The following is a 25,111-nucleotide window of genomic DNA, read 5'->3' on the forward strand; positions in this document are numbered from 1 at the left end:
GTCTAATCGCATGAATAAAATGCAATAAGGGAGGATGCTATGAAGACGGAAGTTATACCCCATGTTCAAACGAACCAGAAACGAAAACCGCTTCGCACAGGGAAATTAGGCGGGCAGCTGCTGCTCTGGATTTTCTTGCTTGCAACGGCGCTCCTGATCTTGTTTCCCATAATCGTTACGTTGTTTGGTTCATTTATGTCGAATGCAGAGATCGCTACGGGCGGCAACATTTTGCCATCGGTGTGGCATTTTGAAAACTATGCGGAGGCGTGGGTGCAAGCGAACTTTTCCCGCTTTACTTGGAACAGTCTCATGCTTAGCGGCATGACAACGATCGGTACGCTTATCGTTGCTTCGATGGCTGCTTATGTTGTAGAACGGATGAATTTTCCGGGCAAAGCTTTGTTCGTGGCGATACAGGCATCGACGATGTTTATCTCGATAGGTGCGGTCGTCATTCGCCCCCAATACGAGCTGATGATCAAGCTGCATTTGCATACCTCTTTATGGGGCGTTATTTTGATATTAATCAGCGGCCACGCTTATATTTTTTTCATCCTGCTTAGTTTCCTGAAAGGAATATCCAGAGAGCTGGATGAAGCGGCGCGGATTGACGGCTGTTCTAATGCAGGAATCTTTTGGAAAATTATTTTGCCGCTCCTTAGACCGGGTCTTGGCGTGGGAGCGTTGTTCACGTTCTGCGGGGCGTGGAACGAGTATTTGAGGCCGCTCGTCTTTACGATGAATACGCCCGAGCTTCAAACATTAACGGTGGGACTCTCCTACCTGCGCTATGGAGCGTCGGCAGCGGTTCAGACGCATTATATGCTGGCCGGGGCTTGCTTGTCGATTTTACCGCTGCTTATCGTCTATATGCTCGCGAACAAATCGTTTATGCAGATGACGGCAGGATCACTGAAAGGGTAGGGAAAGAGGCATACGTTATGAATGATAAACGGCTGGTGAAAATGAGAACAAACGCATGTCTGCCGCAGTTTGAGGCGGCTATGCGGCTGCTGCGACAGGAAGCGGAAGAGGGATCACGCATCTCGTATACGATAGGCCCGGCAGAATATGGAGAATGGATGCATCAGTACTACTGCCATCATGACGGGGCGAAGCTCTCCTTTGAATGGGGGCAGCCGCACGCGCATGTATGTCCGGTATGCGGGACGGTATGGTCTGGCGAACCCTTTGACTCCGCATGGACATCCTTTGTGCATGCGAATATAGGCCGAGCGGTTTTCCATATGGCGATGCTTCACGCTATAGAGCCGGATGAAGCGCTGCTCTATCAAACGAAGCAGTTTCTTCTGTCTTATGCAGACTATTACGAAGGGTATAAGATTCACGGGAGCATCCCTTACAACGGTCCGGGTAAGCTGTTTGCCCAGACGCTTGATGAGGCGCATTGGATTATTGACTTGTCCGTAGGCTTTCAATTCATTCGGGCTTCGTTGTCTGATGAGGAAGAGGCTCATATCCGTTATGGCTTGCTGAAGCCTTGCGTACATTTTTTAATCGCGCACAAGGAGGAGCAAATCCATAACCATGCGGTGCTGATTACTTCCGCGATCGCTTCCCTTGGCATTTTGCTGAACGATGAGGGGATTATTCATGCCGGACTCTCTGGAGAGTATGGGTTATATGACCAAATGAAGCGGGGCCGATTTGCTGACGGACTGTGGTACGAGGGGAATGTTCAGTATCATTTTTATGCGTTCAAGTCGCTGCTGAACTACGCGCTTATGGCAGAAGGAACGCCTTGGGATATTTGGCAGGAGTCTGGCCTCCAATCGATGTTTGATTATCCGGTTCATTGGATATTGCCAAATGGCTATATGCCTTCTTTCAATGATGCAGGAAGCGCGGGCGGCATTCATACCTATGCACCTTATTATGAAATAGCGCTGGATATTTTCGGAGAAGAAATCTATCGCTCGCTGCTGAATACGGCCTATGGCACGCCGTGGGCGGAAACGGCATTTGCAGGCGTGAAGACAGTGGAGCGAGACTCTATTCTAGCGTTATTGTTTGGCTGTGAGCTTGCACCTGCGGACGCTTCTGAAGATGAACAGCTGTGGAAGGCAACACACCGTTCGGTATCCATGCCTGTGAGTGGGATAACGAAGCTGGTTAATGCGAAGCGCTGGCAGGCGTTCATGAAGCACAGCAAGTTCGGCGGCGAGCATGACCATATGGACCGGCTCGGCTTGTCCGTCGTATGCGGAGAAGTGCCGCTGCTCATTGATCCGGGCACGACCGCTTATGGCGTGCCCGCGCATTACGGATGGTTTAAGCATACCTTCTCGCATAATACGGTGTGCCTGAATGGCGCCGACCAGCCTCCGGCGGATGGGCGGGTTGTTCGGTTTGAGCAGCATCCGTGGGGAACATGGACTGAAACGATGGTAGACTGGAAAGCGGAAGCGTATGAGATGAAGGACCGGATTATTTTGCCCCCGGAGCTTAGCCCATGGGATCTCTTGGCTTATGAAGGTGCTTCTATTAGAAGAATAAATGTGCTGACTGAGCATTATTTGCTTGATATGGTCAAGGTAGATGTAAGCGAGCCGCGGGAAATCAGCTGGATGAATCATTTTAGCGGGAGGCTTGAAGAGGAAGAGGACAAGGTCTGGCAATCGACAGATGTATGCTTAAGCAGGCTTGATCAGCAATGGTTTAAGCACAAAAGTAGGTTTGTAGCTGGTGGAATTTCCGAAAGAACGCTAACTTTTTGCTATAAAATGGAGAAAGGGAGCTTGAGGCAGCATTTTTGGAGTTCTCAGCCTGTGGAGATCTATTCGGCTTTGACGCCGGATAACCCGCCGGATCGGGACCGGACCTCACTTATTATGCAGGTGAAAACCAGCCAAACGATCGTTTTTGCGCAAGTGCTGTTTTATGATTCGGAGCAAGAGCCGTTGCCCGAAGGAGCAAAGCTGGTTGGGAACGTTGAATCAGTAGATTATGCTGATACAATAGAGTCTATAGAAACAGTAGAGGTTATTGAAAAAATAGCGAAAACGGAAGCTTTGCAGATAACTGAAATGTCGGATCAGAGCTACCGAATGACAATCACAGCAGATGGTATCAGGGATGAGTACTCGCTGATGTGGGACGATGGCGGAGCATGGCTAGACAAATGGGATGGTAGAAGGTAGAGGAGGAAATCGGATGAGCAATATCGGAGTATGGGAAAATGCGGAGCCTGGCGTTACACGTAAAATTTTGCAGCCGGGGAAAACGCTGATGCTGATGGAGGTTCATTTTGAGCCAGGTGCGGTTGGTTATGAGCATGCTCACCCGCATGAGCAGCTGAGCTATTGCTTGAGGGGCGCCATTGAATTTACAATTGACGGCGAGAAGCAAGTGATCCGGCAAGGAGAGTCCATCGTTATACCAAGCGGGGCGAGGCACGGAGTAACCGCATTGAAAGCCTCGGCGCTGCTCGATTCCTTCACGCCGCTTCGCGATGATTTGATTAAGTAAGGGTGAGTTTACAGTTATAGAGAGAAGAGCGATTCCATGGCTGAGCGAGCATGGGTGCTCTTCTTTTTTTTGCAGGATGGTTGTTGCCGCCTTGTAGAGGGTATATTCTTTGTAATAGGGCTGCAATCATTAGAAACTTTGAAAACGTGGTAATATAGAGTAGGATATCCATACAAATAGAAAATGCTGCCTAGTCAAATAGAGCTTGAGCATAGGGTAAGGGGTTTACATATGAGTAAAATGACATTGCTGCGCGAGCCGAAACAGCGGAAACTGTTGTTTAGCGCGGGGCTTAGCTGGCTTTTTGATGCGATGGAGGTCGGAATGATCTCCTTTATCGTAGCTGCTTTGGCAGTAGAATGGCAGCTTGGTTCACAACAAGTTGGGTTGCTGATGGCAATTAATTCGACCGGTATGGCAGTTGGAGCCGCTGTATCCGGTTTGATGGCCGATCGATACGGACGCAGGGCGATCCTGCTCTGGACACTGCTGATATTCTCCATTGCGAGCGGTCTGTCCGCTCTGGCAACGAGCTTTATCGTCTTATGCGCGCTGCGTTTCATAGCCGGATTTGGGCTTGGCGGGGAGCTGCCAGTTGCGTCGACGCTTGTATCGGAATCTGTGCCTGCCAAGGAGCGGGGCCGGGCAGTCGTCCTATTGGAGAGCTTCTGGGCGATCGGGTGGATTGCTGCGGCTTTGATTGCCTACTTCATCATTCCCGATTACGGATGGAGGATGGCGTTTGCGCTCGGTGCTGTTCCTGCACTTTTTGCCCTATATTTAAGAAGAGCCATTAAAGACTCGCCCAGCTTCAATGCGCAGCARAGCCGCAAGCTGAGTCTGAGCGACAGAATGAAATCCATATGGTCCTTGCGCTATCGAAAAACGACAGTAACATTGTGGATCTTATGGTTTACAGTCGTATTTTCCTATTACGGCATGTTCCTCTGGCTGCCTTCCGTCATGGTGCTCAAGGGCTTTGATTTGGTGAAAAGCTTTCAATATGTTCTGATTATGACACTCGCCCAGCTGCCAGGTTATTTCACTGCTGCTTATTTTATCGAGAAGTTTGGGCGAAAATTTGTGCTGGTGGTTTATTTGCTGCTAACCTCGGGCAGCGCCCTTTGGTTCGGCAGCGCAGAGACAGAAGGAGTACTGCTGGCTGCGGGCATTTGTCTCTCATTCTTTAACCTTGGAGCGTGGGGAGGGATGTACGCCTATACGCCTGAGCTCTATCCAGCCGCAGTTCGTGGAACTGGCGTCGGCTTTGCCGCCTCATTCGGCCGGGTCGGGGGTATCATTGGGCCCTATCTTGTTGGGATGCTCGTTGCTAAACAAGTCGCGATACCATCTATTTTTATGATCTTTTTTGTAACGATTGTCATAGGCGCGCTAACGGTTTTATTCTTTGGCAAAGAAACGAAAGGGATCGATCCGGATAATGAGGGCTCTGATTCTGCTCTTACAAGTTGAAGGGATGCTTATTCAAAATGCAAATAAGCCGTCCAGAATGGGTTGAACCCATCGGGACGGCTTTTTTCTGTGGTTTTATTAGGCACCGGTCACTTGCTTGGAGAAAAAGGTTTTAAGCGCTTTGTACACTTCGCCTTTCTCCTTAATGACCGAATACATAAACTTTTTGTGGTTGATGTGTTTGTAGGCGGACATTAGAGTACTGCTTCGATTGTATTGGTTGACCTCTCCGTATCCGAACATATTGCTTCTTTCCATCAGCTGACCGATTAGCTTCACACAGCGTTCGTTGTCTGAGGTTAGGTTGTCGCCATCAGAGAAGTGGAACGGGTATATATTCCAATTGGGAGTCGGGTACCGGCTATCGATGATGTCGATCGCTTTCTGATAAGCGGACGAACAGATGGTGCCGCCGCTTTCCCCACGATTGAAAAATTCCTCCTCAGTAACTTCCTTTGCTTCCGTATGATGCGCGATAAACACAATTTCCACATGCTCATATTTGCGCCTTAAGAAGCGTGTCATCCAGAAGAAAAAGCTGCGCGCGCAATATTTCTCGAACGAGCCCATGCTTCCGGATGTGTCCATGAGGGCAAGAATGACCGCGTTGGATTGGGGTTTGATGACTTCATTCCATGTTTTGTAACGAAGATCGTCAGGCGAAATGCCGCCAATGCCGGATTTGCCCGCATTAGCGTTGCGGCGCAGGTTTTCGATTAATGTTCGCTTCTTGTCAATATTGGACATAATGCCTTTTTTTCGAATATCGTGAAAAACGATTTCGGTAGTTTGCAGCTGATCTTTTTGCTTTTGCTCCAGATTAGGAAGCTCCAGCTCCTCGAACAACATATCCTCCAATTGATCGATACTTATCTCAGTATCAACAACGTCTTCTCCCGGCTGGTCGCCTGCATCCTGACCCTTGCCGGGCCCCTTAGCAGCTTGTGGATCGACGCCGAGCACATCCCCAACCTGAGAGTCGCCATCGCCTTGTCCGACGTGCTGCTTCTTGTTGTAGTTGTATATAAAGTGGGACTCGTCGAGACTTTTAATAGGGACCTTAATCGTTCGCCTGCCATCGGACAATACGATGCTTTCATCGGAAACCAGATCGGGAAGATTTTGCTTAATGGCTTCGTGCACCTTCTCCTGATGTCGCGCTTGATCCTCATAACCTTTGCGGTGGAGCGACCAATCTTCCCTTGAAACAATAAATAGCGGCTCTGACTCCATTTCCCTCACCTCATTCCATTATGTTAACGCTGCAGAATGAAAAAAAGCTTTACATGCTCATCGCTTATTTCTTGTCTGTTACTCAATATATTCAAGAGCAGAGCGGTTATGTGAGGGAAAATGAACAGGGATCACATGAATTTATCCCCATAAACAGCTTCTAGAAGTTTAAATCCGCTTTAAAATAGGTATCTTTTCCGAGCATCCTGCGTTGCTTTACGAGGTTATTTTTGAGTCATAACAGCAATCTCAGAAACAATTTGGAAGAAGCAGCGAAGTAGCCGCATACGCTAGTCTATAAGGACCGCTGATGGTCTCATCCACGGTTCAATCTATTATAGAAGCGGCAGCCGCGAAGGAGGAAAGGAAGGCATGGGCGTGAATGAGGCAGCAATGAATGAAGAAGACAAAGCAGCGCTGTTAGAGAAGGACCGGAACTATTTATGGCATCATATTTCTCCTCATAATGAGAATCCRATGGTTGTCGTGTCGGGAGAAGGAAGCTGGCTAACGGATATGGACGGGAATCGCTATTTCGACGGCATGTCCGGGATGTGGTGCGTCAATGTCGGTCATGGGCGGGTCGAAATAGCTGAAGCGGCTGCGGAACAAATGAAGACAGTAGCTTATGCGACGCTCATTCAATCTCATGTTCCGGCAATTGAGCTGGCTGCGAAGCTGAATGAATGGCTCATTGGCGATTATCGATTTTTTTTCTCCAACTCAGGTTCAGATGCCAATGAAGTCGCCTTCAAAATCGGCCGCCAGTATCATCATCAACGTGGGAAGGGCTCTAAGTACAAATACATTTCACGCCACCGCGCCTATCACGGCAATTCTATGGGGGCACTTAGCGCCACAGGGCAAGCGCAGCGCAAGCTGAAATACGAGCCGCTAGGTGTGGGATTTTCCCATGTGCCTCCGCCCTATTGCTATCGTTGTCCTTTCGGGCAAACGAAAGGCTCCTGCAAAATGCAATGCGCTCAAGCCTATGAGGATGCCATCCTATGGGAGGGTGCAGATTCGGTCGCTGGCATTATCGTTGAGCCGGTTATTACCGGAGGTGGAATGATTGTGCCGCCTGATCCATATTTAGCTCGGCTGCGAAAGATCTGCGATAAGCATGATGTCCTGCTCATTGTTGATGAGGTCATTTGCGGCTTTGGCCGCTCAGGAGAAAAATTTGGGCATCAGAACTTTGGGGTAAGGCCGGATATAGTGACGATGGCGAAAGGGCTGACAAGCGCATATTCTCCATTATCTGCAACGGCAGTGTCCGCCGAAATGTATGAAAGCTTCAAAGAAAGCGGAGCAGACAATCACTTCCGTCATGTGAATACCTTTGGAGGCAATCCTGTATCCTGCGCGGTGGCGCTAAAAAATATAGAAATTATAGAACGTGAAAATTTAGTCAGCCGTTCTGCCTATATAGGCAAAGAGCTGTTTAGCCGAATCAAGCCGCTTGAATCACATCAGTACGTAGGCGAGCTTCGAATTTTTGGTTCGGCTATCGGTATCGAGCTGGTTGAGGATAAACGAACAAAGGAGCCGGCATCTGCTGCTAGAGTTGCTGCTATTATTGCGGAGTGCAAGCAAAAAGGACTGCTCATTAGCAAAAATGGCGATACAGTGCCGGGTTTTATGAACATTTTGACGCTGAGCCCGCCTTTGTCGACTACGGATGATGAGATTGTATTTATCGCCGAAACGCTGCTTCAGGTTTTCGGTGTCTGAGGGAGGCGGATAAAAGAGTGGAGAAAGAACTCAGCATTAATGCGGAGCGGCTGCACAAGCGTATTGATGAGCTCGCTCAGATTGGCAAAATTGGTGATACAGGCGTTTGCAGGCTGGCGCTGTCGAAGGAGGATTTGGCAGGTGTAGAGCTGGTGCGGAGCTGGATGCTTGAAGCGGGGATGGAGGCGCGGATTGATCCGTTCGGCAACTTGATCGGCGTGCTGGAAGGAGCTGGCTCGGCAGCACCGGTACTTATGCTTGGCTCCCATATTGATTCGCAGCCGTACGGCGGGCGATTCGATGGCGTTATTGGCGTATTAGGGGCAATTGAAGCCGTTCAAACGATGGTTGAAAAAGGCTTTAAGCCAGCTAGAAATATTGAAGTTGTCGCTTTTTGTGATGAAGAAGGCTGCAGATTTAACAAAGGGTTGTTTGGCGCAAGAGGAATGACCGGGAAGCTTGAGGAGGGGGAGCTTGATCGGACGGATAAAAATGGTGTGACTCGCAGGGAGGCATTGATCGCGTTTGGATGTGATCCTGCTGCGTTTGAAGGTTATGTCTTTGATGAAGGGCGGATAGCTGCTTTTCTGGAGCTGCATATTGAACAAGGTCCAGTGCTGGAGTCGCTCCATGAACCGATTGGAATCGTCAGCGGCATATCCGGCCCTGTCTGGTGGACGGTAGAAATGACAGGTTTCGCAGGACATGCGGGTTCCGTGCCAATGTCTATGCGCCAGGATGCATTGGTCGGCAGCGCTAAGGTTATCATCGCACTTCACGAATTAGCTAGCGCTGAACCTGGCGCACCGACTGTCGGAACGGTTGGTTCGCTGTCGGTATTTCCTGACTCGCGCAACATTATTGCAGAGAAAGTAAGCTTTACCGTTGATTTCCGTGATATTGATCTGAGTCGCAGGAACAGGCTGGAGGAACAGCTTCTTGCGAGGATAGATGCTGTTTGTTTAGAGCATGGCTTGACGTACACGATTCGTGAGGATACGAGGAGTGATCCGCGTTACTGCGCGCCTGAGCTTAGGAAGCTAATGCAGGAGGAAGCGGCGAAAATAGGGCTTGCTCCGCCCGTTCTGATGAGCGGCCCGTTCCATGATTCGTTAACGATGTCTTATGTTTGCAACTACGGAATGATATTTGTTCGCTGCAAGGACGGGATAAGTCATAATCCGAAGGAGTATTCATCGTCGGAAGATATCGAACTCGGTGTAGAGCTTCTATACCGAACAGCGCACAGATTAAGCGGCTAAAAGTGAACGATTATAGTAGACCAGTTTACTCTTGCCCAGGTTATAGACATGTAAAGCTTTCAGCGTGACTGAATACTTGAAACCTATAAAAATATTGAAGTTGAATAAGGAGGAGATGGGTATGGGCGCGATAGGAAAGTCGGTGTTTATTCCTGTCGAATCACTGCGGCGAAACTTTGCAGAGGTGAAGGCAGGCATGCGGCCAAAGGAAGCTATAGAGGAATCGAACCGCTGTTTGTACTGTTACGATGCTCCGTGCATAAAAGCGTGCCCGACGGGCATTAACATCCCTTCTTTTATCAAAAAAATTGCTTCCGGCAATATGAAGGGATCTGCTCGCGTCATTATGGATGCCAATCCCGTTGGAGCGACCTGCGCCAGAGTATGTCCGACTGAGGAGCTGTGCGAGGGCGCATGCGTAATGAACGAATCCTCAAAGCCGATTATGATCGGCAGCCTGCAGCGCTATGCCACGGATTGGGCGATAAAAAATAATCAACAGTTGTTCGCAGCTGGTCAAAGCAACGGCAAATCGGTGGCAATTATAGGCGGCGGACCAGCAGGTTTGTCTGCTGCGCGCGAGCTTGCGAGATTTGGCTTCGCCGTTACGATATTCGAAGCGAAGGAACAAGCGGGCGGTCTTGATACATATGGCATTGTTTCGTTTCGTTTGCCGCAGAGCATCGCTCTGTGGGAGGTTGAACAGGTGAAGAAGCTGGGCGTTGATATTCGGACGAATACAGCAATTGGTTCTGACGTAGCCGCAGATTCGCTGCTTGCGCAGTATGATGCGGTTTTACTGGCGATAGGAATGTCGAAGGTGCCTTATCTTAACATCGAGGGCGAACAATTAACCGGTGTGTATGACGCCATTGATTTTGTAGAAGCGACCAAAACGGAGCTTACAAATGATTTTGCTGGCAAGCGTGTAGCGGTAATCGGTGCGGGCAATACGGCGGTTGATGCGGCCACCTGCTCGGTGAGGCTCGGAGCTTCGAAGGTGAAGATGGTATACCGCAGGACGAGAGAGGAAATGACCGCCTACGATTTTGAATTCGAATTCGCGAAGAAAGATGGTGTGGAATTTGAATGGTTAAGCGCTCCCAGCCGGATTATCGGAGATGCTGATGGAAATGTCGAGGCGCTTGAATGCATGAGGATGCAGCTTGAAGAGGATGAACAAGGAGGAAGAAAGAGGGTGACACCAATAGAAGGCTCCTCTTTCCTGCTTGATGTTGATGTTGTCATTAAGGCAATTGGTCAGACACGTCACTTGCCGCTAATTGAGCAGCTGGGCTTGCATCATAAGCGGGGAATGGTGATAGTGAATACGGAAACCTATCAGACCTCAAATCCCAAAATTTACGCTGCTGGCGACGTTATTTTCGGTGAAGGCCAAGGGGATGCGATGGTGGTTGCCGCCGCACAGCAAGGCAAGCTGGCAGCTTGTTCGATTTATAAAACGCTAGTTGCAGGGAGGGAAAATGATGGCTGATCTGCGCATTCAATTAGCAGGCATAGCTTCTCCAAATCCTTTTTGGCTTGCATCAGCGCCGCCAACAAACACCGGCTATCAAGTTCAGCGAGCATTTGAAGCGGGCTGGGGCGGAGCGGTATGGAAGACGCTGGGCGATCCAATTATTAATACATCCTCGCGATTTGCAGCTATTCATTTCAATGGACAACGAGTAGCAGGATTCAACAATATTGAGCTGATTTCGGATCGCCCGCTTGAAGTGAACTTAAAGGAAATATACGAGACAAAGAAGCGATTTCCGGAGCATGCGCTTGTCGTTTCATTGATGGTGGAGCCTAAACGCGAGAAATGGCATGAAATTGTAAAAAAAGTAGAGGCTGTCGGTGTGGATGGATTGGAATTGAACTTCGGATGTCCCCATGGCATGGCGGAGCGGGGGATGGGCGCTGCTTCCGGACAACAGCCGGATCTGGTTGAAATGCAGACAATGTGGGTCAAGGAGGCAGCGAGGACGCCAGTCATAGTCAAGCTTACGCCAAATATTACGGACATTACCGCGACAGCGAAAGCAGCCGTTCGCGGAGGAGCGGATGCGATCTCGCTGATCAATACCATTAATTCACTAGCAGGAGTGGATATCGATACATGGAATACGATTCCGCATGTTGGCGGAAAAGGCGCGCATGGGGGCTACTGCGGGCCTGCTGTTAAGCCGATTGCGCTTAATATGGTTGCAGAATGTGCCCGAAATCCTTTAGTCGGGGTGCCCATTTCCGGGATAGGCGGAATATCGAGCTGGCGGGATGCGGTTGAGTTTATTTTGATGGGCTCAACTGGCGTTCAAGTATGTACAGCGGCCATGCATCATGGCTTTAGCATCGTAGAGGATATGATTGATGGTTTAAACAATTATTTGGATGAAAAGGGTTTACAATCAGTCAATGAGCTAATAGGCAAATCGGTAGAGCGCTATTCGGATTGGGGAGATCTTGACCTTAATTACGCGGTCGTTGCACGAATTGAACAGGATACTTGCATCGTTTGCAATAAATGCCATATCGCTTGCGAGGATACTTCGCATCAGTGCATTGAGCGGCATATAGACGATACTGGCGCAGCATACCTGAAGGTTCGCGAGGAAGATTGTGTAGGCTGCAACCTTTGTTCTATTGTTTGCCCGGTTGAAGGTGCAATTGAGATGGTTGAGGTTCCCTCTACGGAGCCGGCTCTAAGCTGGAATCAACGGCAAGCGGCAATTGCGTCACTAGGAAAAAGCAATGATTCTGACGATGGCGATAAGAAGGAGGCTGTATAGGATGACGGTGAAGCTCATTAAAAATGGGGTTATTGTAACGGCAGCCGACACGTATAAAGCTGATGTGCTGATTAAGGAAGGCATCATCGCCAAAATCGGCATTGACCTCGAATCGGAAGCGGATGAGATTATCGATGCTACAGGCAAATACGTATTTCCAGGCGGCATTGATCCGCATACCCATCTTGATATGCCGTTTGGCGGCACGGTTACGGCGGATGATTTTGAGACAGGCACAAAAGCTGCAGCTTACGGAGGAACGACAACGATTGTTGATTTCTGCTTGACGACGAAAGGGAAACCACTGAAGGAATCCATTGCGGCATGGCATCAAAAAGCAGGCAGTAAAGCCGTAATCGATTATGGTTTTCACCTCATGATTAGTGAAATAAACGATGCAGTGCTTGCCGAGCTTCCATCGATTATTAAAGAAGAGGGCATTACCTCGTTGAAGGTGTTTATGGCGTACAAAAATGTGTTTCAAGCGGATGACGGCACGTTGTTTCGGACGATGCTCGCAGCCAAGGAGCTTGGAGCAATGGTGATGGTTCATGCTGAGAATGGCGATGTCATCGATTTTCTCATTCATAAAGCGTTGGAGGAAGGCAACACAGATCCTATTTATCATGCGCTTACGAGACCATCGATTATTGAAGGAGAGGCAACTGGACGGGCAGCAAAACTAGCCGAGCTTGCTGGAGCGAGACTGTATGTTGTGCATGTGACATGCGCCGAAGCAGTCCAGCAAATCGCAGAGGCGCGCAATCATGGCGTGGACGTGTGGGGCGAAACCTGTCCGCAATATTTGGTGCTCGATCAGTCGCAGCTGGAGAAGCCGGATTTTGAAGGGGCAAAATATGTATGGTCGCCGCCTCTTCGTGAAGCGCATCATCAAGAGGTGCTTTGGAATGCACTGAAGAGCGGCCAGCTGCAAACGCTGGGTTCGGATCACTGCTCTTTTAATTTTGACGGACAAAAGGATTTGGGGCGGGGGGATTTCAGTAAAATCCCAAATGGCGGCCCCGTTATAGAGGATCGATTCTCGCTCTTCTATTCGGAGGGCGTTCATCAAGGGCGTATTACGCTTAATCAATTCGTAGACATTGTATCGACGCGCAGCGCCAAGCTGTTTGGTCTTTTTCCTCAGAAGGGGACGATTGCAGTTGGCAGTGATGCGGATATCGTCATCTTCGATCCGCTAGCAGAGCGTATTCTCTCAGCTGAAACACATCATATGAACGTTGATTATAACCCGTTTGAAGGATTGAAGGTGACAGGCTTGCCCGTTAGCGTGCTATCACGCGGTGAATTTGTTATTCAAGATTGTCAATTTGTTGGCTCTCTTGGAGCTGGACGATACGTGAAGCGGACTCCTTACAAGGCGGCTAATCGATAGCTGCTTTTCGCATCGCTGCCTTGCGACATGAGGGATAAAGGGAAGGCATAGCGCCAAAGGAGGAAGAGATATGTCCGCCTATGAGCAATTCGTCGAGGAGAAAAACAAGATTGATGCGTACTTGAAACAGGAGTATGTCATTACTGGCGTACGTGAAGGACTAAGCGGCGATTGGCTGGAGCTTAAGCACCCCGGCGGGGATGAAGCTTCGCTGCTCATTGAGACGGCGGATGCTCGCAAATATTTTGTTAATGTGCTGCTTAAACAAGATGTTAGAGAACAAAGAGACGCGCAGTAAAAATTTGAGCGTAGTTTTCCAAAAGGAGATAGCTCCTTGAGTGCGACAAAGGGTAAAAGGTTTGTTCCCAACGATAATTAACAAACATAGGAGCTGATAGGATGGCTATAGAACCTATTTCCCTACAGGATTCGCTTAAATTACGTAATTTTATAAATGGTGTTTGGGTGGAGTCTGTAAATGGACGAACAGATAAAGTGATCAATCCAGCTACAGGTGCAGTAATCGCATACGTCCCGTTATCCGTCCAAGAGGATGTTGAGGCTGCTGTGCATGCTGCGGAGCAGGCTTATCCAGCATGGAGCAAAACCCCTGTTCCACGCAGGGCGAGGGTGCTGTTTCGATACTGGCAGCTTCTGCAGGAGCATGCGGAGGAGCTGGCGGAGATTATAACGATGGAGAACGGAAAAAGCTACAAGGAAGCGTTCGGAGAAGTGCAGCGCGGCATCGAAAATGTGGAGTTTGCGGCAGGAGCGTCGACGCATATGATGGGAGAAACGCTTGCGAACATAGCTACAGATATAGACTCGGAGCTGTTCCGGGTGCCGCTTGGTGTAGTCGGGGGCATCACGCCATTTAATTTTCCGATGATGGTACCCTGCTGGATGTTCCCGCTTGCCATCGCGCTTGGCAACACTTTTGTGCTCAAGCCATCAGAACGTACGCCGCTTACCGTTAACAAGCTTGCGGAGCTATTACGGGAAGCGGGATTGCCAGATGGTGTACTTAATGTGGTGCATGGCGCTCACGATGTTGTAAATGCATTGACGAGCAGTCCGAGTGTTAAGGCCATTTCATTTGTCGGCTCGCAGCCTGTAGCCAAATACGTATATGAACGTGCTGCATATAATGGCAAAAGAGTTCAAGCGCTTGCCGGCGCCAAAAACATCCATATTGTAATGCCGGACGCGCATATCGATAAAACGGTTGAGAACATCATTGCCTCATCCTTTGGCAGTGCTGGTGAGCGATGCATGGCTTGCTCTGCTGTCGTTGCAGTTGGTGATGGGAGCAGCTTTATGAAGGCGCTGCAAGCTGCAGCGGAAGCGATGATCATCGGTTCGGGAATGCGCGATGACGTCACCTTAACGCCAGTCATACGCGATGATCATCGTAAGCGCATCGAAAAGTATATTGCGAATGGGACTGCTGAGGGGGCTGTGCTTCTGCTTGATGGCAGGCTTGCAACGGAACGCAGCGGCGAAGGATATTTTCTTGGACCGACGATTTTTGACCAAGTGAAGCCTGAAATGAAGATTGCCACGGAGGAAATATTTGGCCCAGTATTATCTGTCCTGCGCGCGGAAGATTTAAATGAGGCGCTTACTATAGTGAACAGTTCTAGATTTGGTAATTCAGCAGTCATTTATACGGAAAATGCTAAGGCGGTTCGAAAGTTCCGCGAGGAAGCGGAAGCCGGTATGCTGGGGGTTAATGTAGGCGTGCCTGCGCCAATGGCTTTTTTTCCATTTTCGGGCTGGAAGGACTCTTTCTACGGAGATTTGCATGCCAATGGAAAGGATGGAGTGGAATTTTATACGAAGAAAAAAATGATAACATCGAGATATTTTTGATAAGGCTGCCTAGTATAAAAAATGCCCCCGCAGCGTGCTGAGCTTCAGCACTGGCAGGGGCATTTTTATTTACAATATGGCATTCCTATTTCTAAGCATGCGATAAAGAATGATCGAAGTGACCGAGCAGGCAAGCGCACATGCCCCGATGAATAGATAACCTCCTTGCAGACCTGCAACGAGGCTGGCTTGCGAGTTTCCACTTCCGGCGAACAGCTGCTTCGTCCATTCTGTAATGGCGCCGATAGCGAGGTTGCCGATGACACTCGCTATACCCATTAAGGTTACGGTAAAGGTAATAGCGGTATCGGCGTTGTTCGGGTAACGTTTGGCAAGCAAGGCCATGACGGTTGGATAGATTGGGGCGATACCAACTCCTGCGAGTGCAAACAGAAAGGCACCTGGTTCACCGATGATAATGGCTGCAACTGAGCATAACCCAGAAAAAGCAGATAGTAAAATGAGCGATCTCGTGTAGCCAATTTTGTCAGTGACGGGGCCGAGAACGAGCCTTGCGAGCATAAAGCAGAAGAAAAAGGCAGATAGCATTTTAGCCGAAGCATCGCCGCTCCAGCCGTAAGCCTTCTCCAAAAAGTTAACGAGCCAGCCGCCAACAGCAAGCTCCGATATTACTCCGAAAGATAGTACGACGACAATGAGCCAAGCGATCTTGTCACGAGCAAATTCCTTTAAAGTGATTCGTTCCTCGTGTTTTTGCTCATCACCGGCATATTTTGCGAAAAGTCCTGGAAGCATTGGCAAAATCGAGAGCGCGAGCATAAGCATGTACATTCCCCGCCAGCCTAGCGCAGAGCCAAATACTTGAACACCCATCAGCGAAGCAGCGATGATTGGAGCAAAGGTTGAGCTGAGCCCATAAAAAAAGTGTGCGAGGTTCATCATCGTGCCCGTGTTTTTGATGAAAATTCGAGCGGCAAGGATGGCTAGCGCGATTTCCAGCATCCCATTTCCGACATACATGAGGAAATAAGCGGATGAAAGTGAGGTGTAATTGGCTGCAAAATAGATGCAAACACCAGATACCGCCATAGAGCCAAATGTGAGCACCAAGGTGAGTTTCATGCCTGCTTTGCGGGTAAGCCACCCGGTAAAGCTGCATGCAAGCAAATAGCCAAGGGAGTTAAATGCTAACAAAATTCCGACTTGCAGCTCGTCAAGCTTCAATTCACTCTGCATTCTAGGAAGCGCAGGACCTTTAATATTTTCGGAGAAGCCAAAGATGAGAAAACCTCCGAATACGACAGTAAGCAGCAGTATGTAGTTTTTGGATAAAGTAGAAGTGAAACGAGACAATTTGGTAGTCCTCCATCGTTGTCATTATAATAGGAATAGAGTTTGATAAACGTATGCCGTGTCTAACTTTATCGTGTATTTATGCGATGTGCAATAGATAGCGGAAAGCAATTTCAGCTTTACTATGCGGCATGATGAATCGGATGTTAAAATAAATGATAGACCAATAACGTGTTAAGATAGATAGAAATGCAAGGAAGGGATGTTTGTGACGAATGAAGCTATTTCATACTGCGGACTGGCATTTGGGCAAGCTCGTTCAAGGCGTATATATGACAGAGGATCAGCGTTATGTTCTGATGCAGCTGCTGCAAGCGATCGAAATAGAACGGCCGGATGCGGTCATTATTGCTGGCGATCTCTATGATCGGGCTGTACCGCCTACGGAAGCGGTAGAATTGCTGGATGAGCTGCTCAGCCGGATCGTCATCGATTTAGGTACGCCAGTGCTTGCAATATCAGGGAATCACGACAGTCCAGACCGTATTAATTTTGGTACAAAAATGATGGAAAATCGCGGTTTATATTTGGTGGGACAGCTCCGCAAAAAGCTCGAACCAGTTGTGCTAAATGATGAATTCGGCGAGGTTCACTTCCATCTTGTTCCGTACGCAGATCCTGCGCAAGTACGCTACGAGTTTGGCGATGAATCGATAAAAACGCATGACGATGCGATGCGGGCAGTTACAGCAAACATTGCTGAGTCTATGAATCCAGAAGCTCGGCATGTGTTTGTCGGGCACGCTTTTGTTACGGCAACCGGAGAGCCGGAGCTTAATACAAGCGACTCCGAGCGGCCATTGTCTGTTGGCGGTGCTGAACATGTGAGTGCGGCTTATTTTGAGAAATTTAATTATACAGCGCTTGGACATTTGCATCAGGCCCATTTCGTTCGCAATCACAAGATAAGGTATGCGGGTTCCCCGCTTAAATATTCGATTTCTGAGGAGAACCATGCGAAGGGTTATTTCGTCATTGAGCTTAATGAAGCGGGTGAAGTGGAGATCGAGAAGCGCGAGCTGCTTCCGCTTCGCAACATGCGCCGTGTAACTGCTACTATTGAAGAGATAACGAAGCATGAAATAAACGAGGATTATGTTTTTGTTACTCTTTTGAATGATAATCCCGTATTGTTTCCAATGGAGAAGGTGCGTGCGGTTTATCCGAATGCGCTTCATGTGGAACGCAGGCCATTATCTTCAGGCAGCCATTCGAGCGATGGCAGCAGCTTGGACGCTGGAGTGGCAAAAGGACGGCGTGAGGCTGATCCAATCGAGTTGTTCGCAGCTTTTTATCAAGAAGTAAAGCAGCAGCCACTTACGGAAGCGAAAAAACAGTTGTTTGCGAATACGTATGCAGAGCTGCTGCGTGAGGAAGGAGGTATCCTATGAGGCCAATCAAATTAACAATGACAGCTTTCGGCTCCTATCGAGACACGGAAACGATTGATTTCAGCATGCTGGAGGATCGACGCCTGTTTGTTATTTCAGGCAATACAGGCGCAGGGAAAACGTCAATTTTTGATGCGATTTGCTTTGCTATCTATGGAACGGCTAGTGGAGAGGATCGAGCTGATCCCCGTATGCTTCGCAGTCATTTTGCTGCAGAAGAGATACACACCGCGGTTCATTTCGATTTCGCTATCGGTCGCAGAAGCTACTTGGTCCTTAGGCAGATGCCTCATCGCAAGGGCGGGAACAAAAGTGAAACAGGCGGTAAATGCGAGCTGTACGAGACGACTAGCGGGGAACCCATTCCAGCTGTAGACCGTTTTATTTTGTCTGACGTGAATGCTAGGCTGGAGCAGATTATTGGCCTCACCAAGGAGCAATTCAGTCAGATTGTCATGCTTCCACAGGGAGAGTTTCGAAAGCTGCTGACTTCAGATACGGATAATAAGGAAGAGATTTTGCGCCGAATTTTTCGGACAGAGCTGTATGAGCGTTTGGAAAATCGTTTTCAGCAAAAAAACCGTGCGCTGCAGGATCAGCTGAAAGAAGCAAAAGCGACTCTTAATGCTTATATGAAGCAAGTGCAAGAGGCGCTGCCAGAGCGAGAAAATAGTAAGCTTGTTGAAACTTTTAAGCAGGAAGTATATAGTGCGACGCAAGTGACGGACGCTTTGGGGCTGGAGTTCGAATTTTATAAGAAGCTTGCAGGAGAAGCGGAAGAGCAAAAGGAGCTGCTTGCAGGAAGGCTTGAAGCGGCAGAAGTGCAGCTAAGGCTTGCGATGACGCTGAATAGCAAGTACGAGGAGCATGTGAGGAAGCGGTCGCAGCTTGAGCAGCTGGATGGGCAGAAGCCGGATTATGGCTTGAAGGAGCAGCGGCTGGCGCTTGCTGAAAAAGCAGCCCATTTGGCACCTTATCAGGAGCATGCCGAACGAACCGCTGCTGATGCGAAGTTGAAGCGGGAACAATTTGCTACGAGGCAAGCGGAGCTGGAAACCGCGGAGCGCGACTTTAAGGTTGCAGTTGAGCGGTTTGCAGTAGAAGAGCAGCGCAGCGACGAACGACGAGAAGCGGAACGTGAGCTCAGCAGATTGCTAGAGATGGCTCCAATCGTAAGAACGCTAGCTAGTCAGCAGCAAGCGATCGACAAGCTCGTACTTGCAGAGAAGGGTTGTACAACTAAGCTTGAGGCATTGGATGCAGAGCTTATAAAGCTGCGAGAAGCGAAGCTCGCTGCAAATGCACAAGTGAAGGAAACAGAGCTAGAAACGGCAGAGCTGACAGATAAGCTGGACAAGCTGCGTCTTATTGAGCAGCAGGGGAAACAATTAAAGCGAGTAGTTGACGTCGAGAAGGAAATGACGAGAATCGCTCTATTAGAGAAAGAATTCGCTCAAACTCTCAGCAAAGCAAAAGACAACCACGATAAGCTTGAGGCTGCATGGCTTGAGGGGCAAGCGTCACTGCTAGCTGTTCATCTGCATGAGGGCATGCCTTGTCCTGTGTGCGGCAGTGAGGAGCATCCAGCAAAGTTGGTCATACATTCAGAGATTCCTTCTCGTGAACGGCTGCAAGAGGCAAAATTACAATTAGCCGCAGTGGAGCGGGAATGGCTTGAAGCGCGAGCACAAGCAGCTGCAGCACAAGCAACACGCGAGGATGGTGCTAAAGAGCTGGCGGAATTTGGATTGAAAGCCGTCATGCTGGAGGAGCAACGAGCGCAGCTGCTGCAGCTTTGGCGCGGCCTTAAGGAAGAAACGGACAAGCTTCTATTGAAAGTGAAGCAGCTTCCTGAGCTCAAGCAGTTGATCGAACGTCAGGAGCAGCAGCTCGAGAAGCAACAGCTTAGTAAGGAACAACTACAGCAGGAGCAGCAGCGCTTAATCGTTGAGCGAACGTCACAGCAATCGGCGCTGCAGCAGGAGCTGGGCCGCATCCCAGAAACGCTGCGTACTCCTGAGAAGCTGACTGAAAAACTAAATGAGCAGCAGGTAGTTTATGACCGAATGTCAGCAGCATGGAAATCTGTTCAAGAGCAGCAGCAAAAAATGACAGCGAAGCTGGCCGAACAGAAAGCATATGCCGTGCAATCCGAGCAGCAGCAGCAAGAATCGGAAAAAAACAGGCAGCTAGCAGAGCAGCGATTGCTGGATGAGCTCGTGAAAGCGGGCTTTGACACGGTTCAGCAATATCGAGAAGCAGCTTTGCCTGACTCAGCTAGAGAACAGTTGAAAAAAGAAATTGCTGCATACCAAGCAGCCGTTGCTTCACTTATGCAGCAGCTGGTTGAACTGCAAAGCGAGCTTGCAGGCAAACCTAGAGTTGATCTGTCGCAGCTTCAGGAACAGCTTGCTGCTTTGAAGCAGCAGCATGAGAAACTATTTGCCGCCGCACAAACGGCAATGCGGACAGGTCAAGTTGCTGAGCGACTTGCCATCTCAATTGGAAGAGCCAATGATTATGTGAGCGAGCTTGAGGCTAAGCTAGAAGAGGTCATGGATGTATTCCAGATGCTGAAAGGAGATAATGCGCTCAAGGTATCGTTCGAGCGCTATATTCTAATCGAGTTTTTGGAGCAGATTCTCTTTGCTGCCAATTCGCGTTTGCATGATTTATCGAATGGACAGTTTATGCTGCAAAGAAGTGATCGCCTTGAAACTCGCGGCAAGCAAAGCGGGCTAGGCCTCGATGTCTATGATGCGTATACAGGTCAAAATCGTGACGTGAAAACATTGTCCGGCGGTGAGAAATTTAACGCCTCGTTATGTCTTGCACTTGGAATGACGGATGTTATTCAATCCCACATGGGCGGCGTGACGATTGAAATGATGTTCATTGATGAGGGCTTTGGTTCACTGGATGAGGAATCGCTTCAGAAAGCTATTACAGCACTTGTTGATTTACAGAAATCGGGAAGGATGATCGGTGTTATTTCTCATGTTCAGGAGCTTAAGGATGCATTCCCGGCTTGCCTTGAGGTTAATAAGACGAAGGAAGGYTTTAGTCGGACGAAATTAACGGTGAGATAAGCGGCTTGAAAAAGAAAAGCCTGCTTCGAGCACTCCATTGAGGCTGAGACAGACTTTTTACAGCTGGCCGAAATTTAATTAGGCAACAGATGAAGCAATAGAAGCAGAGCCTACAAAAAATAAGGCAATACCGCCTACAAATACAACAACGTTAAGTACAATGCCAATAACGCCAAACGTTTTACGACGCTTGCTGGAGACGGCACCGATAATGGCTAATATAAGACCTGCAAGGGAGAGTAGTCCTGCTCCAAAAATACAAACGATGGTAAGCATCATAGAAACAAGAACTTCTTGACCAAGCGCTTCGATTGAAGCTTTAAAAGCTGCACTATCAGAAGGGTCTGCTATAATGACGTCTGTATTTGCGATCTGATCAGCGAATGAGAAGCCTGAGACGATTGCAATAATAAGCAATACGGCTGAGAGCAGCCCAATGATGAAGGATGTAATGCCAATTCCTGAATGCTTCTTAGGACCTTCATAGATGGTTTGGTCGTTTGAGAAAACGGGTCTTGAACCATAAGGCTCATTGCTGGAAGATGGATTAGCATTGTTATTGGTTTCATTTTCCATTTATATCAGCTCCTTTACTAATTACGGTAAAATTATACACAAATACGAGAGGATTGAAAACAAATGTTTCCAAAATATTTTGCAATCGGAGCAATAAACGCGGCTTTAGCCATTGCTTTAGGCGCATTCGGAGCACATGGATTAGAAAAACAATTGAGTGATCATTATTTAGAGGTTTTTGAAACAGGCGTTCGTTACCACATGTACAGCGCACTCGGTTTAATGCTAATTTCCTTGTTCGCCAAACAAATGGGGACAAGCAAGCTTGCTTTAAATGGCGGCCGATTAATTCTAACAGGAATGATCATTTTTAGCGGCAGTTTGTACGTATTATCAATTACGAGCTTCAGCAAGCTTGGCATGATTACACCTATTGGCGGCGTTGCGATCATTGCTGGCTGGATATGTATTATTACTGCAGCATTTAAGAAAGAAAGTAATTAGTTAGAAATAAATAATGAATTGACGACATATTACTCTGTAATACAACAAAAAAACAAGTTGCTTTAGTAAATATTTCTATACCAGAGCGCGTACATCGTTTATAATAAAGCGAACACTGACTTGACTCGAAATAGAGGAAGGACGTTTGTGCGTGACGAAACGGATAGATGGTTTTCCTGATAGAAAGCGGCAACTCCTCAAGCAATCATTGAATGGATCGTTGGTTATTAGCTGTTTGCTGGCAGCACTCGGGTTGGTCTGGATTATCGTTTCATTTATATTAATTTCTAACTCGATGTACAAATGGACCGCTTTGGCCATCGCTGCATCATTAATCGTAACTGCAGTAATTGTTTATATAAAGCGAAATGTGACGTTTAGCTTCCAAAATTATCATACGGCAATTGTAGAGACCTTGCTTCGTTCAGATGCCGTTCCACTTGCGATATTAGATAAAAATGGGATTGTCATGGAGTTGAACGAGGCTTCTGGCCGTACACTTGGTTATGACCGAACCGAGCTTCTCGGTGAAACGATCTTGCGACTAGTTGAACCGGGCAGCCGGCAATTGCTGCAAGAAACATTTGAGCAGGCTTTGCTGGGTGAAACGAAACAGATCAATATTAACATTACGCATGGTTCAGGTTTTCCGCTCGAGCTTCAGGTTGTTTGCTCTCCTATGATACAGATGGAAGAAGTCATCGGAACGGTAGTGATAAGCCAGGATCTAAGCGATCGTAAACGTAATCTTGAACGAATTCGCTACATGGCCTATCACGACGATATGACCGGATTGCCGAATCRCACTTTGTTTCAAATGAAACTGACGGAGACGTTGACAAGGGCGAAGGAAGAAGAACGTATCGTTGGTATTTGTTATTTGGATTTGGATCGCTTTAAGCTGGTTAATGCATCCTTTGGACGCGAATTTGGTGATATTCTTCTCATGCAAGTTGCAGAAAGACTAAATCGAGATCTTGATGACAATGATTTTGCAGCGCGTATGGAAGGCGATGAATTTGCTTTATTATTTTGCAATTTACGATCGGAGAAGCATTTGCTTGAGCTGTGCAGAAATCTCCTCAAGTCGATTGAAGAGCCCTATGAGCTGAGCGGCTTCCCGTTACATATTACAGCGAGTATTGGTTTGGTTACAAACCGCAACGCGGATGATGATAGTTATTCGCTTATCAAGAAAGCAGATATGGCGCTTGTCAAAGTGAAGGAAAGCGGGAAAAATGATTGCCTAATTTATTCGGAGGACTGGAGCAATTCGTCATTGGAGCGACTTACGCTGCAGCATGAGATGTACCGTGCGATTCAGCGCGAAGAATTTATTTTGCATTATCAGCCGCAATATGATTTGAGCTCAGGTACTATGGTTGGCGTAGAAGCGCTTGTAAGATGGAATCATCCGCTTAAAGGCATGATACCGCCAGGAAACTTTATCCCGTTAGCTGAAGAGAGCGGCATGATTGTCCAAATTGGCGATTGGGTGCTGGAAGAGGCCTGCCGTCAAAACAAAGCATGGCAAGACGCTGGATTGCCGCTAATGCCGGTATCCGTCAATTTATCGATTAGGCAATTCGTTCAAACGGATCTCGCAGGCAAGGTAGCGGCAGTACTTGAGAAAACAGGCCTCGATCCAAAATATTTGGATCTGGAAATCACGGAGTCGATGACGATGGATGTTAGCCATGTGTCTCGCTGTTTGCTCGATTTAACGGAACTAGGCGTTAATATTAGCGTTGATGATTTTGGCACCGGTTATAGTTCATTTCATTATTTGAAAAACTTCCCGATTGATCGGTTGAAAATTGACCGCTCCTTCGTACGTGATATTCAGCAGGACCCGAGTGATGCAGAAATCGTTGCAGCAATTATTGCAATGGCTCATAACCTGAATATTCAGGTTATCGCAGAAGGCGTGGAGACTGAAGGGCAAATGGAGTTTCTTCGCAAGCACAAATGCGATGAAATGCAGGGCTTCTTCTGGAGTCCGCCTGTATCAAGTGACAACATTGAACAAATGTTATCTCCGGGTTATGCCTAAAAAAACCGTTCTATGGCTGATAAACAGTCATTGGAACGGTTTTTTTTCTTCACGCGTGGATTAGTATGAGAAGTCTTCAATTTCGTTCATTCGAAACGTATACACTTGCTTCTCGTCGACATGATAAACGGTAATAATATTTTCCGACTCATCCATATTAATGATTCGGCATGGAATGCTGAGCGTAATACCTAAGCCTTTATTAACGAGGAGCCGGATTAAGGTATTGTTTTTCATGAGCGCTCTTATTTTGTCGTAATAGCTCAAAGCTTCTAGAGCATCTGCTGCTGGTTTGTCGGCCTTTTTAGCTTCTTTTGTTTGCTCAGGAGTGGTGGTTGAAGTTCTGTTAGGTTGTACGTTGTCAGCATCTTTAGTTAGGTTAGGCGGCAAAGGAATTTCTCGGGTGGAGCTTGTATTATTCTTGCGATGTTCGATTTGCTCTCCAAGTTGGATGCCGGATAATATACGGAAATCAACAAAGTCAGAACCATTTAGCGAATGAAGCAATTGCTCAAGCGCTGCAGCGTTGTTTTTCCCTTCTACAAGCACCTCAATATTAAAAATAAAGGATGCTCGGTCTTGTGAAGAGTTATGTTTTTCCATAGGACCTCCGGACGATTCGATATAGTACTAATATACCACTAAATCGATTTTTCATGTAGTAGTGAGCAGCGATAACTCGAGTGATGCAAGAAAATGTATCCGCATTCAAATGGATAGATACAGGATTTAGATTAAATCTGTGCTATACGGTATAAAGACCTAACTACTTATAATAAAGTTATGGCTGATCTATTTTAGCATATATTATTATTTCTTTGAAACATTAAACGGAAGTTGTGATGTAAAGATTAAATGCAGAATAAATGTAAAATTTTATAAAGAAATAAAAAATGGATTGTTGGTCTCGATATATTATGTGGTACTTGTATGGGAAGGGTTAGACAGGTTAAATTGGAAAAGATAGAGTCACTGTGCCTAGATGAAGGC

General features: G+C 47.7%; 20 protein-coding genes. 16 read left to right on the forward strand and 4 right to left on the reverse strand.

Annotated features, from left to right (window positions below; genetic code table 11):
- The first annotated feature begins 39 nt into the window (after nucleotides 1-39).
- From AB4Z17_RS19555 to AB4Z17_RS19570, 4 genes are all read left to right on the forward strand, one after another.
- Nucleotides 40-927, forward strand: coding sequence for a carbohydrate ABC transporter permease (locus AB4Z17_RS19555; protein ID WP_441961523.1), 888 nt, complete (start codon nucleotides 40-42; stop codon nucleotides 925-927).
- A 17-nt stretch (nucleotides 928-944) separates the two neighbouring features.
- Nucleotides 945-3,164 carry a heparinase II/III domain-containing protein gene (locus AB4Z17_RS19560; protein ID WP_441961525.1) on the forward strand — a complete coding sequence of 740 codons (2,220 nt, stop codon included), beginning with the start codon at nucleotides 945-947 and terminating at the stop codon, nucleotides 3,162-3,164.
- Between the two features lie 13 nt (nucleotides 3,165-3,177).
- Nucleotides 3,178-3,492 carry a cupin domain-containing protein gene (locus AB4Z17_RS19565; protein ID WP_441909121.1) on the forward strand — a complete coding sequence of 105 codons (315 nt, stop codon included), beginning with the start codon at nucleotides 3,178-3,180 and terminating at the stop codon, nucleotides 3,490-3,492.
- A 231-nt stretch (nucleotides 3,493-3,723) separates the two neighbouring features.
- Complete coding sequence (locus tag AB4Z17_RS19570) at nucleotides 3,724-4,965, forward strand: MFS transporter (RefSeq protein WP_441961527.1); 1,242 nt, start codon at nucleotides 3,724-3,726, stop codon at nucleotides 4,963-4,965.
- Nucleotides 4,966-5,043: 78 nt separating this feature from the next.
- Here the strand turns inward: AB4Z17_RS19570 and yhbH are convergent, their stop codons facing one another.
- Entirely contained in the window at nucleotides 5,044-6,198 is a 1,155-nt protein-coding gene (gene yhbH / locus AB4Z17_RS19575; protein ID WP_076270296.1) for a sporulation protein YhbH, read from the reverse strand.
- A gap of 20 nt (nucleotides 6,199-6,218) precedes the next feature.
- On the opposite strand from yhbH, the gene AB4Z17_RS19580 reads away from it, so the two are divergent.
- The 8 genes from AB4Z17_RS19580 (at nucleotide 6,219) to AB4Z17_RS19615 (ending at nucleotide 15,254) form a co-directional block, all read left to right on the forward strand.
- A complete protein-coding gene (locus AB4Z17_RS19580; RefSeq protein WP_441961529.1) occupies nucleotides 6,219-6,362 on the forward strand; it encodes a hypothetical protein in 144 nt (47 codons plus the stop codon).
- A gap of 208 nt (nucleotides 6,363-6,570) precedes the next feature.
- Nucleotides 6,571-7,932, forward strand: a complete 1,362-nt coding sequence (locus tag AB4Z17_RS19585; protein WP_441961531.1) for an aspartate aminotransferase family protein — start codon at nucleotides 6,571-6,573, stop codon at nucleotides 7,930-7,932.
- Nucleotides 7,933-7,949: 17 nt separating this feature from the next.
- A complete protein-coding gene (locus tag AB4Z17_RS19590) occupies nucleotides 7,950-9,194 on the forward strand; it encodes a M20 family metallo-hydrolase (RefSeq protein WP_441961533.1) in 1,245 nt (414 codons plus the stop codon).
- Nucleotides 9,195-9,315: 121 nt separating this feature from the next.
- Complete coding sequence (locus AB4Z17_RS19595) at nucleotides 9,316-10,689, forward strand: NAD(P)-dependent oxidoreductase (protein ID WP_441961534.1); 1,374 nt, start codon at nucleotides 9,316-9,318, stop codon at nucleotides 10,687-10,689.
- A complete protein-coding gene (preA, locus tag AB4Z17_RS19600) occupies nucleotides 10,682-11,986 on the forward strand; it encodes an NAD-dependent dihydropyrimidine dehydrogenase subunit PreA (RefSeq protein WP_441909524.1) in 1,305 nt (434 codons plus the stop codon). Before AB4Z17_RS19595 ends, preA begins: the two co-directional genes overlap by 8 nt.
- Nucleotide 11,987: 1 nt before the next feature.
- A complete protein-coding gene (gene hydA / locus AB4Z17_RS19605; RefSeq protein WP_441961536.1) occupies nucleotides 11,988-13,382 on the forward strand; it encodes a dihydropyrimidinase in 1,395 nt (464 codons plus the stop codon).
- Nucleotides 13,383-13,452: 70 nt separating this feature from the next.
- The gene (locus AB4Z17_RS19610; RefSeq protein ID WP_441961538.1) at nucleotides 13,453-13,680 is read left to right on the forward strand and encodes a hypothetical protein; all 228 of its coding nucleotides are present in this window, start codon (nucleotides 13,453-13,455) and stop codon (nucleotides 13,678-13,680) included.
- Between the two features lie 101 nt (nucleotides 13,681-13,781).
- Complete coding sequence (locus AB4Z17_RS19615; RefSeq protein ID WP_441961540.1) at nucleotides 13,782-15,254, forward strand: CoA-acylating methylmalonate-semialdehyde dehydrogenase; 1,473 nt, start codon at nucleotides 13,782-13,784, stop codon at nucleotides 15,252-15,254.
- 69 nt (nucleotides 15,255-15,323) lie between these two features.
- On the opposite strand, the gene AB4Z17_RS19620 is transcribed toward AB4Z17_RS19615, so the two are convergent.
- Nucleotides 15,324-16,568 (reverse strand): MFS transporter, encoded by a 1,245-nt coding sequence (locus tag AB4Z17_RS19620; RefSeq protein WP_441909134.1) that lies wholly within the window; start codon nucleotides 16,566-16,568, stop codon nucleotides 15,324-15,326.
- Nucleotides 16,569-16,783: 215 nt separating this feature from the next.
- Here AB4Z17_RS19620 and AB4Z17_RS19625 point away from each other — a divergent pair, with 215 nt between their 5' ends.
- On the forward strand, nucleotides 16,784-17,959 hold the full coding sequence (locus AB4Z17_RS19625) for an exonuclease SbcCD subunit D (RefSeq protein WP_441961541.1): 1,176 nt from the start codon (nucleotides 16,784-16,786) through the stop codon (nucleotides 17,957-17,959).
- Nucleotides 17,956-21,048, forward strand: coding sequence for an AAA family ATPase (locus AB4Z17_RS19630; protein WP_441961543.1), 3,093 nt, complete (start codon nucleotides 17,956-17,958; stop codon nucleotides 21,046-21,048). The genes AB4Z17_RS19625 and AB4Z17_RS19630 overlap by 4 nt, the downstream gene beginning before the upstream one ends.
- Nucleotides 21,049-21,126: 78 nt before the next feature.
- On the opposite strand, the gene AB4Z17_RS19635 is transcribed toward AB4Z17_RS19630, so the two are convergent.
- Nucleotides 21,127-21,624 carry a hypothetical protein gene (locus AB4Z17_RS19635; protein ID WP_441909138.1) on the reverse strand — a complete coding sequence of 166 codons (498 nt, stop codon included), beginning with the start codon at nucleotides 21,622-21,624 and terminating at the stop codon, nucleotides 21,127-21,129.
- Nucleotides 21,625-21,687: 63 nt separating this feature from the next.
- Here AB4Z17_RS19635 and AB4Z17_RS19640 point away from each other — a divergent pair, with 63 nt between their 5' ends.
- Both AB4Z17_RS19640 and AB4Z17_RS19645 read left to right on the forward strand, forming a co-directional pair.
- Nucleotides 21,688-22,068 carry a DUF423 domain-containing protein gene (locus tag AB4Z17_RS19640; RefSeq protein ID WP_441909139.1) on the forward strand — a complete coding sequence of 127 codons (381 nt, stop codon included), beginning with the start codon at nucleotides 21,688-21,690 and terminating at the stop codon, nucleotides 22,066-22,068.
- 208 nt (nucleotides 22,069-22,276) lie between these two features.
- A complete protein-coding gene (locus AB4Z17_RS19645; protein ID WP_441961545.1) occupies nucleotides 22,277-24,121 on the forward strand; it encodes a putative bifunctional diguanylate cyclase/phosphodiesterase in 1,845 nt (614 codons plus the stop codon).
- Between the two features lie 60 nt (nucleotides 24,122-24,181).
- Here the strand turns inward: AB4Z17_RS19645 and AB4Z17_RS19650 are convergent, their stop codons facing one another.
- The gene (locus AB4Z17_RS19650; RefSeq protein ID WP_441961547.1) at nucleotides 24,182-24,724 is read right to left on the reverse strand and encodes a hypothetical protein; all 543 of its coding nucleotides are present in this window, start codon (nucleotides 24,722-24,724) and stop codon (nucleotides 24,182-24,184) included.
- Nucleotides 24,725-25,111 lie beyond the last annotated feature (387 nt).

Source organism: Paenibacillus sp. TAF43_2 (assembly GCF_052113545.1).
Lineage (GTDB): Bacteria > Bacillota > Bacilli > Paenibacillales > Paenibacillaceae > Pristimantibacillus.

Excerpts from the sequence above, each read along its gene's own strand:
- AB4Z17_RS19555 (WP_441961523.1), top strand. The coding sequence starts at position 40 with ATGAAGACGGAAGTTATACCCCATGTTCAAACGAACCAGAAACGAAAA.
- AB4Z17_RS19560 (WP_441961525.1), top strand. The coding sequence starts at position 945 with ATGAATGATAAACGGCTGGTGAAAATGAGAACAAACGCATGTCTGCCG.
- AB4Z17_RS19565 (WP_441909121.1), top strand. The coding sequence starts at position 3,178 with ATGAGCAATATCGGAGTATGGGAAAATGCGGAGCCTGGCGTTACACGT.
- yhbH (WP_076270296.1), bottom strand. The coding sequence starts at position 6,198 with ATGGAGTCAGAGCCGCTATTTATTGTTTCAAGGGAAGATTGGTCGCTC.
- AB4Z17_RS19580 (WP_441961529.1), top strand. The coding sequence starts at position 6,219 with ATGTTAACGCTGCAGAATGAAAAAAAGCTTTACATGCTCATCGCTTAT.
- AB4Z17_RS19595 (WP_441961534.1), top strand. The coding sequence starts at position 9,316 with ATGGGCGCGATAGGAAAGTCGGTGTTTATTCCTGTCGAATCACTGCGG.
- preA (WP_441909524.1), top strand. The coding sequence starts at position 10,682 with ATGGCTGATCTGCGCATTCAATTAGCAGGCATAGCTTCTCCAAATCCT.
- hydA (WP_441961536.1), top strand. The coding sequence starts at position 11,988 with ATGACGGTGAAGCTCATTAAAAATGGGGTTATTGTAACGGCAGCCGAC.
- AB4Z17_RS19610 (WP_441961538.1), top strand. The coding sequence starts at position 13,453 with ATGTCCGCCTATGAGCAATTCGTCGAGGAGAAAAACAAGATTGATGCG.
- AB4Z17_RS19615 (WP_441961540.1), top strand. The coding sequence starts at position 13,782 with ATGGCTATAGAACCTATTTCCCTACAGGATTCGCTTAAATTACGTAAT.
- AB4Z17_RS19625 (WP_441961541.1), top strand. The coding sequence starts at position 16,784 with ATGAAGCTATTTCATACTGCGGACTGGCATTTGGGCAAGCTCGTTCAA.
- AB4Z17_RS19635 (WP_441909138.1), bottom strand. The coding sequence starts at position 21,624 with ATGGAAAATGAAACCAATAACAATGCTAATCCATCTTCCAGCAATGAG.
- AB4Z17_RS19640 (WP_441909139.1), top strand. The coding sequence starts at position 21,688 with ATGTTTCCAAAATATTTTGCAATCGGAGCAATAAACGCGGCTTTAGCC.
- AB4Z17_RS19650 (WP_441961547.1), bottom strand. The coding sequence starts at position 24,724 with ATGGAAAAACATAACTCTTCACAAGACCGAGCATCCTTTATTTTTAAT.